Origin of the sequence: Chitinasiproducens palmae, assembly GCF_900095735.1 — a bacterium.
Classification (GTDB): domain Bacteria; phylum Pseudomonadota; class Gammaproteobacteria; order Burkholderiales; family Burkholderiaceae; genus Chitinasiproducens; species Chitinasiproducens palmae.
In genome coordinates, this window is sequence record NZ_FNLO01000003.1 from 302,506 (window position 1) to 317,980 (window position 15,475).

Genomic DNA, 15,475 nt, shown 5'->3' on the forward strand with positions numbered 1-15,475 from the left:
TTCAGTCGAAGCGCAGGCGCGATTCGGCCCAGGCGTACAGCGGTCGCCACAGCAGCCGGTTGAAGAGCGTGACGAACAACGACATCACCGCGATGCCGAGGATGATTTTCGGGTAATTACCGGCCGCGGTGGTCTGCGCGATGTAGGCGCCGAGGCCGTGCGCGCTGATGTCCGTATTACCCCACGACACCGCCTCGGCGACGATGCTCGCGTTCCACGCGCCGCCGGACGCGGTGATCGCGCCCGTGATGTAGTAGGGGAAGATGCCGGGCAGCATCGCCTTCAACCACCATTGCCAGCCGCGTATGCCGAAGTTCGCCGTGACCTCTCGGAAGTCGTTCGGATAGGCGGTGGTGCCGGCGATCACGTTGAACAGGATGTACCACTGCGTGCCGAGCACGATCAGCGGTGACAACCAGATGTCCGGGTTCAGGCCGTAGCGGACGATCACGACGACGAACACCGGGAACAGCAGGTTGGCCGGAAAGGCGGCCAGGAACTGGGCCAGCGGCTGGACCTTCTCGGCCAGCGCGGGCCGCAGGCCGATCAGCACGCCAAGCGGCACCCAGATCAGCGACGCGATCAGCGTCAGCGCGACCACGCGCAGCAGCGTCAGCAGGCCCAGCCAGAAGACCTCGCCGACGTCATGCCAGCCGACGCCGGTCGACACGAACCGCACGACGCGCCAGACCAGGAACAGCGTGAGCGCGATCAGCGCCGCGCCCCACAACAGGTCGCCGGCGCGCGCGCGCCACCCGCCGCCGTCCGTCGCCGGTGGGCGAGGCGACCCGCGCCGCGCCGGTGCCGGCATCCGCAGCGGCACGCGCGCCAGTGCTCCGAGCAGCCAGCCGAACGGCTGCAGCAAGCGCCGGATCAGGCGCGTGTGCTGGATCAGGTCGAGCAGCCAGGACGCAGGCGCGTCCTGGCTGCTGGTGTTGTCGAGCCGGAACTTGTCGGACCAGGCGACCAGCGGCCGGAACAGCAACTGGTCATACAGCAGGATGACGATCGCCATCGCAACGATGACGGCCAGCACCGCCGACAGGCTGCGGTGGTCGATGGCCAGTGCCAGGTACGAGCCGACGCCCGGCAGCGTGACCGTGCGATTGCCGACCGTGATGGCCTCCGAGGCGACCACGAAGAACCAGCCGCCGGACATGCTCATCATCATGTTCCAGACCAGCCCCGGCATCGCGAACGGTACGTCGAGCTTCCAAAACCGCTGCCAGCCGGTCAATTGGAAGCTACGCGAGACTTCGCCCAGGTCGCGCGGCACGGTCCGCAGCGACTGGTAGAAGCTGAACGTCATGTTCCAGGCCTGGCTGGTGAAGATCGCGAAGATCGCCGCGCATTCCGCGCCGATCACCTTGCCTGGCGCCAGCGACAGGAAGAAGGTGACGGTGATCGAGATATAGCCGAGCACCGGCACCGACTGGAGGATGTCCAGCATCGGCACCAGCACCTTTTCGGCGCGCCGGCTTTTCGCGGCCAGCGTGCCATAGATCAGCGTGAACACCAGCGCCGCCGCCATCGCGATCAGCATGCGCAGCGTCGTGCGCAGTGCGTACTCCGGCAGCATGCGCCAGTCGAGCGAGACCGGTTCGGCGGCCAGCGTCGACATCGGCGCGAGCGTCTGATGGAAGCCGATCGCGATCATCGCGATCGCGCACAGCATCATTGGAAACGCGACGAAATCCCAACGGTTCGGCGTCAAACGCCAGGCCGCGGCGTTGGCGCTCGCCAGCCGGTCGATATGCTTGCTGAGCCGGCGCATCAGTGGGCGTGTTCCGGCGAGACCGGGCCGGCGGTGCAGCGTGCGGCGAACAGCGTGTGTTTCATGGCGTCATGTCGTTGGGATGCGGGTCCGGCGACCCACCAGTCGCGCGCGGCGGCGGCCGATGGCGGACGCCGCCTTTCGTTCGGCTTGCGTCCAGCACGGCCAGCAGCCCGTTGCGCGACGGCACGACACTACTATAATCCGATGACAGTCTTCAACCGTTGCCGCGTCAGCTTCGCGGGCGACTGTCAGCCGGCCGCGACAGGGCACGGACGGCCCACTGCATCAGTATCGACGCGGTGTCACGGCAGTGCCGCCGGGTGGCCCGAGACCAGCGCGATCGCGCGTGCACGCGGCGCCGAACGGGTCGCGGCCCGCTGCCGGCTGCCCTGTCCCGCTTGCGCGCTCACCTCGCGGTGCCGGCACGCCCGACCGGCACCGGCACCGGCACCGGCACCGACCGGTGAGCTAGCCCAGCCGGGCCTGCATGTCGCGCTCACCGCTTGCCGGTGTCGCGGGCACGGGCGCCACCGCCGGCATCAGCAGGTCGACACGCAGACCGCCTTCCGGGCGATTGCCGATCCGGCATGCACCGCCCGCGCGTCGCGCCAGCCGATCGACGATTGCCAGTCCCAAGCCACAGTGCGCATTGCCGCCGCGCGCCGGGTCGAGCCGCACGAACGGCCGGGTCGCCGAGGACAGGGCGTCCTGCGCGATGCCTCGCCCCGAGTCCAGCACGCTGAGCCGCCAAGCGGCGGCGACCGTCGCACGTGCCGCATCGCTTGCGCCCGGTGCATCGGTCGCCGCGTCGGGCGCCGCCGCCGTCTCGATAACGATCGGCGGCGCGCCATAGGCCCGCGCATTTTCGACGAGGTTGGTCAACACGCGCTCCAGCGTCGCGCGCGGCAGCATGAAACCCGCGCCCGCCGCGGCCCGCAGCGTCAGTGGCGGCTGGGCCGGATGCACGACGCGATCCGACTCGACGAAGCGCGTGCAGAAGGCGTCGACCTCGATCGGTTCGCTGGTGTCCGGCGCGTCGTTGGCGAACACCATGAATTCGTCGACGATGTGCGCAAGCGACTCCGTGTCGCGCACCAGGCCCGCTCGCAAGCCCTCGTCCTCGACCAGCTCCGCGCGCAACCGCATGCGCGCCAGCGGTGCGCGCAGGTCATGCGCCACGCCGGCCAGCATCACATTGCGATCGCGCTCGTTCTCCGCCAGGCCGTCGACCATCTGGTTGAAGGCGCGCGACACGATGCGCAGTTCGCGGGGCCCCGCCTCTTCCAACGGATCGACACGTTCACCGCCACCGACCCGCGCGCTGGCCCGCGCCACCTCGACCAGCGGCCGCTGCAGACGCCAGGCCGCCAGCAGCGCGAACAGCACCGCGGCGGTGAACGACACGCCGAGCCAGGCGATCATCCGGTTCGGCTGGGGTTCGGGCCGGGGCAGGCGCATGCGGGCCATCAGCCAGGGTTCGCTCGGCGCCATCCTGACCCACACGCGCGGGCGCGGCCCGCCGCCGGTCACGCGCAGCTCGGTTGCGGCGGGCAGGCGCGCCTTCAGTCTTCCGACAAACGCCTGCATGCCGGGCGGCAGATGAGGGTCCGACGGCGGCGGCTCGAAGCCGGCCGGCATCCGGCGCACACTGAGCGTGCGGCCGCCATCGGGGCCATGGTCCGCGCCCTGCTCGGGCGCCCCGCCCGGTCCCACGGCGCCACGCGGCTCACGTCCGGCATCGCGCGGCTGCCCGGGCGGCGGCATGCCGTCGCGGATGCCTGACGCCCGCGGGTCGAGCGGATCCAGCGATTCCGGACGCTCGCTCACCGCCGCCGGGTCGTGCAACGCATTGCGCAGCACATAGGCTGTCTCGTCGAACGAGTATTGGTCGAGCCATTCGTTGCGCTCGATGCGCATCAACACGTACCACGCGAAGTGCGGGAACAGCAGCACCACGACGACGAGCACGGCCAGGTGCCCGAACAGCGAATCCAGGCCGAACAGCCATCGCCGCGGCGCGACGGCGCGCGCGACGTTCACACCGAGCCTTCCGGCACGAATACGTAGCCACGGCCGCGCACCGTCTGGATGAAGCGCGGGTTGGACGGGTCCGACTCGAGCACCCGGCGCAGCCGCCAGACCTGTACGTCGATGCCGCGATCCGTGCCGTCGTACTCCGGCCCGTGCAATTGTTCGAGCAGACGTTCCCGTGCCAGCGTGCGCAGCGGATTCGACGCGAAGATCTTGAGTAACGCGAATTCGCTGTCCGACAGGGAAATCGGCATGCCATTCGAGCGGAGCGTGCGCGATTGGAAGTCCAGCGTGTAGGGCCCGAACGCGAGCGGCTCCCGCTGCTCCGGCGCGGCGCTGATCACGCTGCGCCGGCGCCGCAGCACGGAATGGATGCGGGCGAGCAGTTCACGCGGATTGAATGGCTTGGCGACGTAGTCGTCCGCGCCGAGCTCGAGTCCCACGATGCGGTCGATGTCATCCGCCCGCGCGGTCAGCATGATCACCGGGATGTCGTCGCCGCCGGCGCGCAATGCGCGCAACGCGGTCAGACCGTCGGTGTCGGGCATCATCAGGTCCAGCACGATCAGGTCGGGGCGCTCGCGCTCGAGCCGCCGCTGCAGGGTGGCGCCGTCGTGCAGCACGGAGACCTCCATGCCCTGGCGGGTCAGATACTCGCGCAGCAGGTCGCGCAGGTCTTGGTCGTCGTCGACGACGAGGATTTGAGTGCTCATGTCATCCATTGTAGCCGCGGCTCGCCGCCGTGCAGCCTCGCTCGGGCCGCGCGCCGCGACGGTCCGCTTACCGTTGATTACGGCAGACGCGTCTGATGGGCGCTCCGGTAAGTCTGCGTAAGCGAAAGTAAGCGCCGACTGTCAGGGTAACGTCAGGTAATACACCAGCCGGTGGACGTAACACATCGTCGCCAAGCCGCACCGTATCCTTCGGCCATGTCGTCGCACAACGTCGCCTCGGGCGGCGCCGAACGGCACCACTGCAAGGAGAGCCAATCATGTCATTTCGTCAAACCCGCCTCGCCGCCGTCGCCGCTGCACTCGCACTGAGCATCGGTGCAGCCCATGCCGCCGCACCGGCCGCCGCGTCGGACGGCGTGCCGCCGCCCCCGCCGCACGCCCATCCGGCGCCGCCCCCGGGCAAGGGTCCGGCGCCGATGCTGCGCGCCTTCGAGCAGGTTCACGACCAGCTCAAGCTCGACGCGAACCAGGAGAAGCTGTATCAGACCGCGCGTGAGACCGGCCGCCGCAACCACGAGCAGATGCGTGATGCGCACCGCGCCGATTTCGAGAAGATGAAGGCCGCGGGCCAACAGCCGATCCTCGATCTGCGTGCGATGCGCGATGCGCGTGAGCAGGCGTTCGAGCAGGCGCGACAACTGCACCGCCAGACCGAGGATGCCTGGCTGCAGTTCTACGATAGCCTGAACGACGCGCAGAAGACGACGGTCAGCAGCGCCATCAAGGCCGACTTCGCGAAGATGCGCGCCGGCCGCCCGCATGGCCATGGCCCCCGTTTCGACGGTCCGCACGGCCCGCGCGGCGCGTCGGCACCGGCTGCCGGCACCGCGAACGCGAAGCCCTGAGGAACATGACGCGGCGCACCCCGCGCCGCGTCATACGCGTCATACTCATACGCGTCCCATGCGTCATACCGCGGGCTCGTTCGAGTCCGTTCACGGCGGCCCGCGGGCCGCCGCTTTGCATTCCGCGCTTTGTTTTGCATCGGCGCAAGCGTCACGCGCGCAGCGATGCGGGCCGCCAGACCGCGCCGGTCCAAGCCGCCGCGCTGCCCCTGCCGCCCCTGCCCTGCCTTCGATCTGCCTCCAACACGCCGTCGAACTGCCTCGGCCCCTGGCTGTCGGCCGGTCCGGAACACGGCAGCCGCCTCGCCCGACGTGACCGTTGCCGTCGTTGCCGCTGCGCCATGACGCGTGGGCGCGCCCCGGTCCGCCCCGGTCCGCTCCCCTACCGGCACCCGCTGCGATGCATGTAAAACCGATGGCCCGACGGCCTTACGGTAGAATTCGCCGTTTCGTGAGCCCGGCCGCCAATTTTGGTCGCACTAGAATGATGCGCTCGCCGGCGCGGCCGCGTCGGCACCGGCCACTCACGCCGTCATCGAACCCGTTCAGCGAAACCCGAGAACCTAACGTGAAGAAAATCGCAGCTGCCTTGGGCCTAGCCCTGCTCGCGCTCAACGCCCACGCCAAGGACTGGTCCACGGTCCGGATCGGCGTCGATCCGAGCTATCCGCCGTTCGAGTCCAAGGCACCGAACGGCCAGCACGTCGGCCTGGACATCGAACTGGGCAACGCGCTGTGCGCACGCATGAAGGTCAAGTGCGTCTGGGTGGACAGCGATTTCGACGGGCTGATTCCCGGCCTGCGCGCGAAGAAGTTCGACGCGGTGATCTCGTCGCTGTCGGTCACCGACAAGCGCCGCGAGCAGATCGCGTTCTCGAACAAGCTGTTCGCCGCGCCGGCGCGCATGGTGGCGAAGGCCGGCTCGCCGCTGCAACCGACGCCGGAGTCGCTGAAGGGCAAGCGCATCGGCGTCGAGCAGGGCACGACGCAGGAGACCTACGCAAAGACCTACTGGCAGAGCAAGGGCGTGCAGGTGGTCTCCTACCAGAATCAGGACCAGGTGTATGCGGACCTGATCTCCGGGCGGCTCGACGCCGCGCTGCAGGATGAACTGCAGGCGTCGGCCGGCTTCCTGAAGACCGCCCGCGGCAAGGGCTTCGCGTTTGCCGGTCCGGAAGTGAAGGACGCGAAGGTCATCGGCGAAGGCACGGCCGTCGGCTTGCGCAAGGAAGACGCCGACCTGAAGGCGAAGTTCGACCAGGCGATCGTCGACATCCGGCACGACAACACCTACCAGACGCTGCAGAAGAAGTACTTCGACTTCGACATCTACGGCGACTGATGCCCTGGGGGGCGCGCCGCGCCCCTGTCATCTCCTATGTCCCTTTACGGCTACGGTCCTGCCATCCTCGATGGAACCTGGCAGACCATCCAGCTCGCGGTCCTTTCGCTGGTGGTGGCGGTGCTGCTCGGCCTGGCCGGTGCCGGCGCCAAGCTGTCGCGGCTGCGCACGCTGCGTGCGCTGGCCACCGCCTATACGACGCTGATCCGCGCGGTGCCGGATCTGGTGCTGATGCTGCTCCTGTTCTACGGCATCCAGATCTGGCTGAACTCGCTGACCGACGCGCTCGGGCTCACGCAGTGGAACATCGATCCGTTCGGCGCCGGCGTCCTCACCCTGGGCTTCATCTACGGCGCCTACTTCACCGAGACGTTCCGCGGCGCCTACATGGCGGTGCCGCGCGGCCAGACCGAGGCCGGCCTCGCCTACGGCATGAGCGGTGGCCAGATCTTCCGCCGCATCCTGTTCCCGCAGATGATGCGGCACGCGTTGCCGGGGATCGGAAACAACTGGCAGGTGGTGTTGAAGGCCACCGCGCTGGTCTCGATCATCGGCCTGAATGATCTGGTCAAGGCGTCACAGGACGCAGGCAAGGGCTCGCAGGACTTCTTCCTGTTCACGCTGCTCGCCGGCGCGATCTATCTGGCCCTGACGACGGTGTCGAACGGCGTGCTGTACTGGCTCGAACGCCGCTATTCGGTCGGCGTGCGCAAGGTCTCGCCATGATCGACCTGATCCGCGACTACGGCCGCGCGTTCCTCTACTCCGACGGTTTCCAGACGACGGGCCTGGCGATCACGCTGTGGCTGCTGGTCGTCTCGATCGGCCTGGGTTTCTGCCTGTCGGTGCCGCTCGCCGTCGCACGCACCGCGCGCCGCGCCTGGCTGCGCCTGCCGGTCGCGCTGTTCACCTACGTATTTCGCGGCACCCCGCTGTACGTGCAGCTGCTGCTGCTCTACACGGGCTTGTACAGCGTCCAGATCGTGCGCGACACCGAAGCGCTGAACGCCTTCTTCCGCGACGGCATGAACTGCACGCTGCTGGCGTTCACGCTGAACACCTGCGCGTACACCACCGAGATCTTCGCCGGCGCGATCCGCGCCACGCCGCATGGCGAGATCGAAGCCGGACTGAGCTACGGCATGTCGCCGTTCACGCTGTACCGCCGCGTGATCCTGCCGTCCGCGCTGCGGCGCGCACTGCCCTACTACAGCAACGAAGTGATCCTGATGCTGCACGCGACCACGGTCGCCTTCACCGCGACCGTGCCCGACATTCTGAAAATCGCCCGCGACGCGAACTCCGCCACCTACATGACCTTTGGTGCGTTCGGCATCGCGGCGCTGCTGTACGCGTTGATCTCCTTCACCCTCGTCTGGCTGTTCCGCCGGGCCGAGCGGCGCTGGCTTTCCTATCTGCAACCGGCTCGCCCGCGATGAACCGTTCTTCGTCCAACACGACGCACACGCTGTCGGTACAAGACCTGCACAAGCGCTACGGCGATCACGAGGTGCTCAAGGGCATCTCGCTCGACGCGCAGGCCGGCGACGTGATCAGCATCATCGGCTCGAGTGGCTCGGGCAAGAGCACGCTGCTGCGCTGTATCAACTTTCTCGAAAGTCCCAATGCGGGGCGCATTCTGCTCGACGGCAAGGAAATCCGCACCGCCGCCGATCGCGACGGCGCGCTGCGGGTCGTCGATCGCAAGGAACTGCAGGCGCTGCGCACGCGCTTGACCATGGTGTTCCAGCACTTCAACCTGTGGGCGCACATGACCGTGCTGGAAAACGTCATGGAAGCGCCAGTGCACGTGCTGGGCGTGCCGCGCGCCGAGGCCCGCGAACGGGCGCACGCCTACCTGGCCAAGGTCGGTCTGGACGCGCGCGTCGAATCCAGCTACCCCGCCCACCTCTCGGGCGGACAGCAGCAGCGCGTTGCGATTGCGCGCGCGCTGGCGATGCATCCGGACGTCATGCTGTTCGACGAGCCTACGTCCGCGCTCGACCCGGAACTGGTCGGCGAGGTGCTGAAGGTCATGCAGACGCTTGCCGAGGAAGGCCGCACGATGATCGTCGTGACGCACGAGATGGCGTTCGCGCGCAACGTGTCGACACGCACTGTGTTCCTCCACCAAGGCCGCATCGAGGAACAGGGCACGCCCACCGAATTGTTCGGCGCCCCGCGCAGCGAACGCCTGCGGCAGTTCCTGGCCAGCGGCCAGCGCTGAGGCACGCGCGGCCGGCCCCGGCCCAAGCACGGGACGGCCCGCCCCGCCACGCGTGTCAGCGCCGCGCAACACTCGCGGAGGCGCGGCGCATACACCCGGTTTTTTACTCGACAGCCGCTTTTCGGCTCTCTATCGTGCCTTCATTGCGATGCAGCAATCGAGGGCGACGCGCCGTTGCGCGTCGCGCATGGCTGCACACAAACCATAACTACCGCAGAGAGACCTCGAATGAAAAAGACGCTGACGGCCCTCGCCATCCTGTCCACGTTCGCGAGCGCCGCGCAGGCGCAGAGCAGCGTGACGCTGTACGGCATCATCGATGCTGGCATCACCTACAGCAATCTGCAGCAGACCGGCGACACCGTCGGCCGGGCCAGCAAGGCCTTCCAGATGACCAGCGGCAACCTGTACGGCAGCCGTTGGGGCCTGAAGGGCACCGAGGACCTCGGCGGCGGCACCAGCGCACTGTTTGCTCTCGAGAACGGCTTCAACATCTATAACGGCAACTTCGGCCAGGGCGGCCAGATGTTCGGCCGCCAGGCCTACGTCGGCCTGACCAACGAACGCTTCGGTACGCTGACGCTGGGTCGCCAGTACGACTCCTTCTCGGACTTCGTCGGCCTCTACACCGTCAGCAACGACTGGGCGACCGCGTTCGGCGCCCACTTCGGCGACATCGACAACCTGAACCAGTCGATCCGCATCAACAATGCGATCAAGTACGTCAGCCCGTCCTATGCCGGCTTCAGCTTCGGCGGCCTGTTCTCGCTGGGCGGCGTGGCGGGCGACTTCTCGCGCAACCGCGCGTGGTCGCTGGCCGCCTCCTACGCGAACGGCCCGCTCTCGATCGGCGCCGGCTACCTGAACATCCACAACCCGCTGACGGCGACCGGCACCGGCGCTTACGCCCCGGTCACCGGCAATTACGAAGGCAGCCTGCCGAGCAATTACGCGAACCTGCAAGTCGCCTCGTCGATGCGCGCGTTCGGCGCGGGCGCGTCCTACACGTGGGGGCCGGCCACGTTCAACGTGGTGTGGACGCGTACCAAACTGGTCGACAGCCAGTACTTCGTGCTCGAATCGGGCGGCCCGAGCAGCGACGTGCGCTTCGACAACTACGAAGTGGGCGCGAAGTACGCGGTCACCGGCGCCTGGACCGTGGGCGCGTCGTACACCTACACCGACGGCAAGGCCGACTATCTGTCGCTCAAGCCGCGCTTCCACCAGATCAACCTCGGCACCAACTACGCGATCTCGAAGCGCACGTCGTTCTATCTGGTGGGCACCTACCAGAAGGCGGCGGGCGACGGACTCGCGTTCAACGGCACCAACGCCTATGTGCCGCTCGCCGCGACCGCCGCGCTGGGCGCCGCCTCGGGCACCGATCGTCAGGTCACGGTCACGGCGGGCATCAAGCACGCGTTCTGAGCGTCGCTTTCGGGCCTCGCTTTCGGGCCCCGCTTTCGAGCCTCGGTTTCGGGCCTCGGTTTCGGGCCTCGGTTTCGGGCCTCGGTTCGAAGCCTTGATTGCGAGCCTTGCCACTGCACGTAAGGCCGAGCAACCCGGAGACGCCGCGCACGCGGCGTTTTTTTCGTCCATCGGTGGGCGGATGCCTGGGGCGCGCCACGCTGTCGGCACGACGGCCGAAGCGCGCTCCGTCGGCCCGTCACGCGATGCCGCCTGAGACACCGGTGGGCAGATGCGGCACGGCCGCGAGATAGGTCGGATCGAGCGCCGCGACGCGCGGACAGCCAAGCAGCCGCAAGCAGGTGTGCAGCTCCTGGCGCAGCAGCGCGAGCACGTCGGCGCAACCCGTTTCGCCCTCGGCGGCCAGGCCATACAGCGGTGCGCGCCCCAGCAACACGGCACGCGCGCCCAACGCGACCGCCTTGACGATGTCGCTGCCGCGCCGGATGCCGCCGTCGACGATCACGTCGACATGCGACGGCAGCGCCGCCACCGTCTCCTGCAACATTTCCAGCGGACTCGGCACGCCGTCGAGCTGCCGTCCGCCGTGGTTGGACAGCACGATGCCGTCGGCACCGTGCGCGACGGCGAGTTGCGCGTCCGCGACGCGCTGCACGCCCTTGACGAAGATGCGGCCGGGCCAGTGCCGGCGCACCCACGCCAGATCGCCCCAACTGAGCGACATGTCCATCTCGCGGCTCATCGCGGCCGCCTGTTCGGCCAGATCGCCGCTCAGGCCCGCGCTGCGCGCGAGATTGACCAGCTTCGGAATGCCATGCAGCCCGACCGCGCCGCACCAGCGCGGGTGACTGGCCACGTCCCAGATCATGCGAGGCGTCCAGCGGATCGGCAAGGTGAAGCCGGTGCGCCGGTAGTGATCGCGCTGGCCGGAGACCGCCGTGTCCACCGTCAGCAGCAAGGTGGAGAAATCGCAGGCGCGCGCGCGGCGCATCATGTCCTCGGCGATGCGTCGGTCGCGTTGCACGTAAAGCTGCAGCCACAGGTCGCCGTTGCTCGCTTCCCGCACGGACTCGATCAGGCTGGTCGACGCGGTCGACAGCGCGAACGGCAGGCCTGCCGCGTGTGCCTGGCGCGCCAGGCTTTCCTCGGCGCGATGGCGGAACAGGCCATTCAGCCCGGTTGGACCGACGATGGCGGGCCAGGCGAGCGGCCGGTCCGCGACGCGTGTCGTGGTGTCGAGTACCGAGACGTCAACGCCGACGCGCGGCGCGAACAGTGTCTCTTCAAACGCACGCCGATTGCGCCGCATCGTCACGCTCTGTTCGGCGCCGCCCTCCAGATAGCCGTAGGCGAATGCGGGCAGGAACCGCTCGGCAGCCAGCTGGTAATCGAAAACGTTGGCGCGCATCGGTGTCCGTGTGAATTGTGACCGGGGTCGCGACGACATTGCGCGACATCCGCACCCTAGACCGTCCGCACCCGGCCGACGCCTTCATCAGCAACGATGAAACTCGATATAAACGCCGGTGAAATCGCGGCTGCGCGCCAACCGTTACGCCAACCGTTACGCCGACCATAACGCCGACTGTTACGTCGGCCACCATGCCGCCCCGACGCGATCGCAAGCGGGAGCGGTGCCACGAATGAGTGCGCAGGAGCGGCGGCGCAAGACTGCCGCGCCGGAGCGGTCGACCGAATAGGGCGCCAGGTCGACCGGCACCCCGATCGGGACCGAGCCGGCCTGGCGCCGCACGAACCATCGCCGAGCCATGTCCGGACGACGGTGGCACCGCTTACAAATGGCGGCCAGACAGTTCGGCGTGCCGCGCGCGCGTCGGCATCGCCGCTTCAGGCGCTGCGCTGTGCGAGGTGGTCGCGCAACAGCGCGGAAGCGCCCGCGAATGCCGGGTACTCGGCCGTGATCACGAACGTCGGAATACGGCCGAGGTAGTCGCCGAAGCGCCCTTTCGACTCGAAGCGTTCGCGGAAGCAGGAGCGGTCGAACAATGCGCCGAGCTTCGGCACGACGCCGCCGCCGATGTAGACACCGCCGACCGCGCACAGCACGAGTGCGACGCTGCCCGCGAAGCTGCCGAGCACGCCGCAGAACACTTCAACGGTCTCCGCCTCGCGGCATGGGGCGCCATCGCGCAGCGCGGCCTGGGCACGCTGGCCGATGGCGGCGGCATCCAGTCCCTCGTCCGGCACGCCGTCGCGCTCGCACAATGCCGCGTGAATCAATTCGAGGCCCGGGCCCGAGGCCAGACGCTCGTACGACACGTGCGGCCAGCGGCGCCGCGCGAACGCGAGCACGCCGTCCTCGCGCGCATCCTGCGGCGCGAACGACATATGGCCGCCCTCGCTGCTGAGCGGCGCCCAGCGCTGTGGCTCGCCGGTGCCGCCGATGCTGCCGGGAAGGGGCAGCACGCCGGCCACGCCCAGCCCGGTGCCGGCGCCCAGCACCGCGATCACCTGACGCGCCTGCGCCACGCCGCCGCCGACCCGGTGCCGCTCGTGATCGGCCAGGCCGGGCACGGCGAGCGCCAGCGCGGCGAAGTCGTTGACCACCAGAAAGGTTTCGAAGCCGAGCGCGCGACGCAGCCCTTCGATCGAGAACGACCAGTCGTGATTGGTCATGCTGACCGTGTCGCCGGTCACCGGATTGGCGATCGCGATCGCAGCGTGTCGCACGTGAGTCGCGCCGGTATCGGCGAAATAGGCGCGGATCGCGTCATCGAGGTTCGCATAGCGTGCGCCGACGTAGGTGCGGATCTCGCGGACGTCGCCGGACGCGAATTCCAGCGCGAAACGCGCGTTGGTGCCGCCCACGTCGGCCAGCAGGCGCGGACCGTCCGGATGCGGTTGCGACGTACACGGGGGCTCAAGCGAAACTGTAGACATGGAGATCGCGGCCGGTCTGGCCGATCAGTTTGGAGATCGCATTCTCGCCGGGCGCCTGCTCGGCGCGCGCCAGCACCGCCCGCTTCTCGCCGCCGCCGATCTGCAGGAAAAGATGCTCGACCGCCAGCAGGGCGCTGAGCGACAGGCTGATGCGCGCGTGCGGCGCGGCCTTCGGATGGACCGCCACCCAGCGCGCCGAGGTGGTGATCGCGGACTGCCACTCCGGTGCGTCGGCGAACAGCGACGCCGTGTGTCCATCCTCGCCCATGCCGAGCACCGCCACATCCGGCTGCGCCGGGCGTTCGCCCCGGTTCAGCGCGTCGGCACGTTGCGCCGGCTGACTGGCCAGATCGACCAGCGGCAGCACGGTCGCGTGCGCGGCGGCGTTGCGCAGCAGCGTGTCGCGCAGCAGCCGCGCGTTGCTGTCCGGATCGTCGGCACTCACCCAGCGATCGTCCACCAGGGTGACGTCGACGCGCTGCCAGGGCAAGTCGCGGGTCGACAGCGCGCTCAGGAAGCGGCGCGGGCTCTTGCCTCCCGAAACGGCCAGCGTCGCGCGGCGGGCCGGGCCGCCGGCCAGGGTGGCGCGCAAGGCCTCGGCGACCGCATCGGCCAGTGCCTCGGCCTGCGCCGCTTCGTCGGCGTAGTCGTGGTGGCGGATCAAGTCAGTTCTCCTCCTCGAGCCAGGTCGTGCCGTGCTTGGCGAGCATCGCGCTGGCGGCGGCCGGGCCCCAGGTGCCGGACGAATAGAACTTCGGCGATTTCTCCGGGCGGCTCCATTCTTCCAGGATCGGTTCGACCCAACGCCAGGCCGCTTCCTGTTCGTCGCGCGGCACGAACAGCGCCAGGCGGCCGTCGATCACGTCGAGCAGCAGGCGTTCGTACGCCTCCATCCGGCTGGACTTGAGGAACTCGTCGAACTCCAGGTCGAGGTGCACGCTCTGCAGTTGCATGCCCGGGCCGGGCTGCTTCGCAAGGCAGTAGAGCCGGATCGACTCCTGCGGCTGCAGCTGGATCACCAGCCGGTTGCCGACCGTCTGCAGGACGGACGGACCCAGCGCCGAATGCGGCACCGGGCGGAAGTTGACCACGATCTCCGCCTTGCTCTCGGCGAGCCGCTTGCCGGTCCGCAGGAAGAACGGCACGCCGGCCCACCGCCAGTTCTCGATTTCCGCCTTCAGCGCGACGAAGGTCTCGGTGTTGCTGTCCGGCGGCACCTCCTGCTCGTCGCGGTACGCGGGCACCTGTTGCCCGTTGATCACGCCGGAGGTGTACTGTCCGCGCACCGCCACCTTCGAGATGTCGTTGAGCGGCAGCGGCTTGAGCGCGCGCAGCACGCTCAGCTTCTCCTTGCGGATGCTCTCCGAGTCCATCGACAGCGGCGGCTCCATCGCGACCGTCGACAGCAGCTGCAGCAGGTGGTTCTGCACCATGTCGCGCAGCGCGCCGGTCTTGTCGTAGAAGTCGCCGCGGGCCTCGACGCCGAGTTTTTCGGCGATCGTGATCTGGATGCTCTCGACCCACTCGCGGCGCCACAACGGCTCGAACATCACGTTGCCGAAGCGCAGCGCCAGCAGGTTCTGCACCGACTCCTTGCCCAGGTAGTGGTCGATCCGGTAAATCTGCTCCTCGGCGAAAATCTCGCCGACCGCGTCGTTGATGGCCCGCGACGACTTCAGGTCATAACCGAGCGGCTTTTCCAACACGACGCGCGCGCGCTCGCTGAGGCCGTTGTCGGCAAGCGAGCGGCAGATCGGCACGAACAGCGAGGGGCTGGTGGCCAGATAGAACACGCGGACGCCCTCGCCCGAACCAACCGCGCGAGCGAGTTTGTGGAAGTCCTCGGGGTTGGTCGCATCGAGGCGAACGTAGTCGAAGCGCTCCAGGAACGACTGCCAGGCCTCGTCCTCGAACGCCGCCTTCGGCACGTGCGAGCGCACGTGCGAATTGACCCAGTCGAGGTAGCCCTCGCGATCGGGCGCCGCGCGCGCCACGGCGATGAAGCGGCCGGCCTTGCCGAGCACGCCATCGCGGTGTGCCTGATACAGGCCGGGGAGAATCTTGCGCATCGACAGATCGCCGGTGCCGCCGAACAAAACGAAAGTGAATGCTTGATCAGTCTGCATGTCGCTGGACGGAACGCCTCGGAAGCGGTGACGGAAGGTCGCCCAGCGCCCTAGGCAGCAGACT

General features: G+C 68.4%; 13 protein-coding genes. 6 read left to right on the forward strand and 7 right to left on the reverse strand.

Annotated elements, in window-relative coordinates:
• Position 1 precedes the first annotated feature (1 nt).
• The 3 genes from BLU54_RS07095 to BLU54_RS07105 form a co-directional block, all read right to left on the reverse strand.
• Positions 2-1,774 (reverse strand): ABC transporter permease, encoded by a 1,773-nt coding sequence (locus BLU54_RS07095; RefSeq protein WP_091906437.1) that lies wholly within the window; start codon positions 1,772-1,774, stop codon positions 2-4.
• A gap of 471 nt (positions 1,775-2,245) precedes the next feature.
• On the reverse strand, positions 2,246-3,817 hold the full coding sequence (locus BLU54_RS07100) for an ATP-binding protein (RefSeq protein WP_235837825.1): 1,572 nt from the start codon (positions 3,815-3,817) through the stop codon (positions 2,246-2,248).
• Positions 3,814-4,521, reverse strand: coding sequence for a response regulator (locus BLU54_RS07105; protein WP_091906699.1), 708 nt, complete (start codon positions 4,519-4,521; stop codon positions 3,814-3,816). Before BLU54_RS07105 ends, BLU54_RS07100 begins: the two co-directional genes overlap by 4 nt.
• 278 nt (positions 4,522-4,799) lie before the next feature.
• Here BLU54_RS07105 and BLU54_RS07110 point away from each other — a divergent pair, with 278 nt between their 5' ends.
• From BLU54_RS07110 to BLU54_RS07135, 6 genes are all read left to right on the forward strand, one after another.
• Positions 4,800-5,387 (forward strand): periplasmic heavy metal sensor, encoded by a 588-nt coding sequence (locus BLU54_RS07110; RefSeq protein WP_091906439.1) that lies wholly within the window; start codon positions 4,800-4,802, stop codon positions 5,385-5,387.
• A 568-nt stretch (positions 5,388-5,955) separates the two neighbouring features.
• A complete protein-coding gene (locus BLU54_RS07115; protein WP_091906441.1) occupies positions 5,956-6,729 on the forward strand; it encodes an ABC transporter substrate-binding protein in 774 nt (257 codons plus the stop codon).
• Positions 6,730-6,765: 36 nt separating this feature from the next.
• Positions 6,766-7,455, forward strand: a complete 690-nt coding sequence (locus BLU54_RS07120; RefSeq protein WP_091906444.1) for an ABC transporter permease — start codon at positions 6,766-6,768, stop codon at positions 7,453-7,455.
• Positions 7,452-8,168 carry an ABC transporter permease gene (locus BLU54_RS07125; RefSeq protein ID WP_091906445.1) on the forward strand — a complete coding sequence of 239 codons (717 nt, stop codon included), beginning with the start codon at positions 7,452-7,454 and terminating at the stop codon, positions 8,166-8,168. The genes BLU54_RS07120 and BLU54_RS07125 overlap by 4 nt, the downstream gene beginning before the upstream one ends.
• Positions 8,165-8,956, forward strand: coding sequence for an ABC transporter ATP-binding protein (locus BLU54_RS07130; RefSeq protein WP_091906448.1), 792 nt, complete (start codon positions 8,165-8,167; stop codon positions 8,954-8,956). Before BLU54_RS07125 ends, BLU54_RS07130 begins: the two co-directional genes overlap by 4 nt.
• Before the next feature lie 228 nt (positions 8,957-9,184).
• Entirely contained in the window at positions 9,185-10,384 is a 1,200-nt protein-coding gene (locus tag BLU54_RS07135; RefSeq protein ID WP_091906450.1) for a porin, read from the forward strand.
• Between the two features lie 238 nt (positions 10,385-10,622).
• Here the strand turns inward: BLU54_RS07135 and BLU54_RS07140 are convergent, their stop codons facing one another.
• The 4 genes from BLU54_RS07140 to zwf form a co-directional block, all read right to left on the reverse strand.
• Positions 10,623-11,792, reverse strand: a complete 1,170-nt coding sequence (locus BLU54_RS07140) for an alpha-hydroxy acid oxidase (protein ID WP_235837826.1) — start codon at positions 11,790-11,792, stop codon at positions 10,623-10,625.
• 440 nt (positions 11,793-12,232) lie between these two features.
• On the reverse strand, positions 12,233-13,285 hold the full coding sequence (gene glk / locus BLU54_RS07150) for a glucokinase (protein WP_091906456.1): 1,053 nt from the start codon (positions 13,283-13,285) through the stop codon (positions 12,233-12,235).
• Entirely contained in the window at positions 13,266-13,949 is a 684-nt protein-coding gene (pgl, locus tag BLU54_RS07155) for a 6-phosphogluconolactonase (protein WP_091906459.1), read from the reverse strand. Before pgl ends, glk begins: the two co-directional genes overlap by 20 nt.
• A 1-nt stretch (position 13,950) precedes the next feature.
• Positions 13,951-15,411, reverse strand: coding sequence for a glucose-6-phosphate dehydrogenase (gene zwf, locus BLU54_RS07160; RefSeq protein ID WP_091906461.1), 1,461 nt, complete (start codon positions 15,409-15,411; stop codon positions 13,951-13,953).
• Positions 15,412-15,475: the final 64 nt, after the last annotated feature.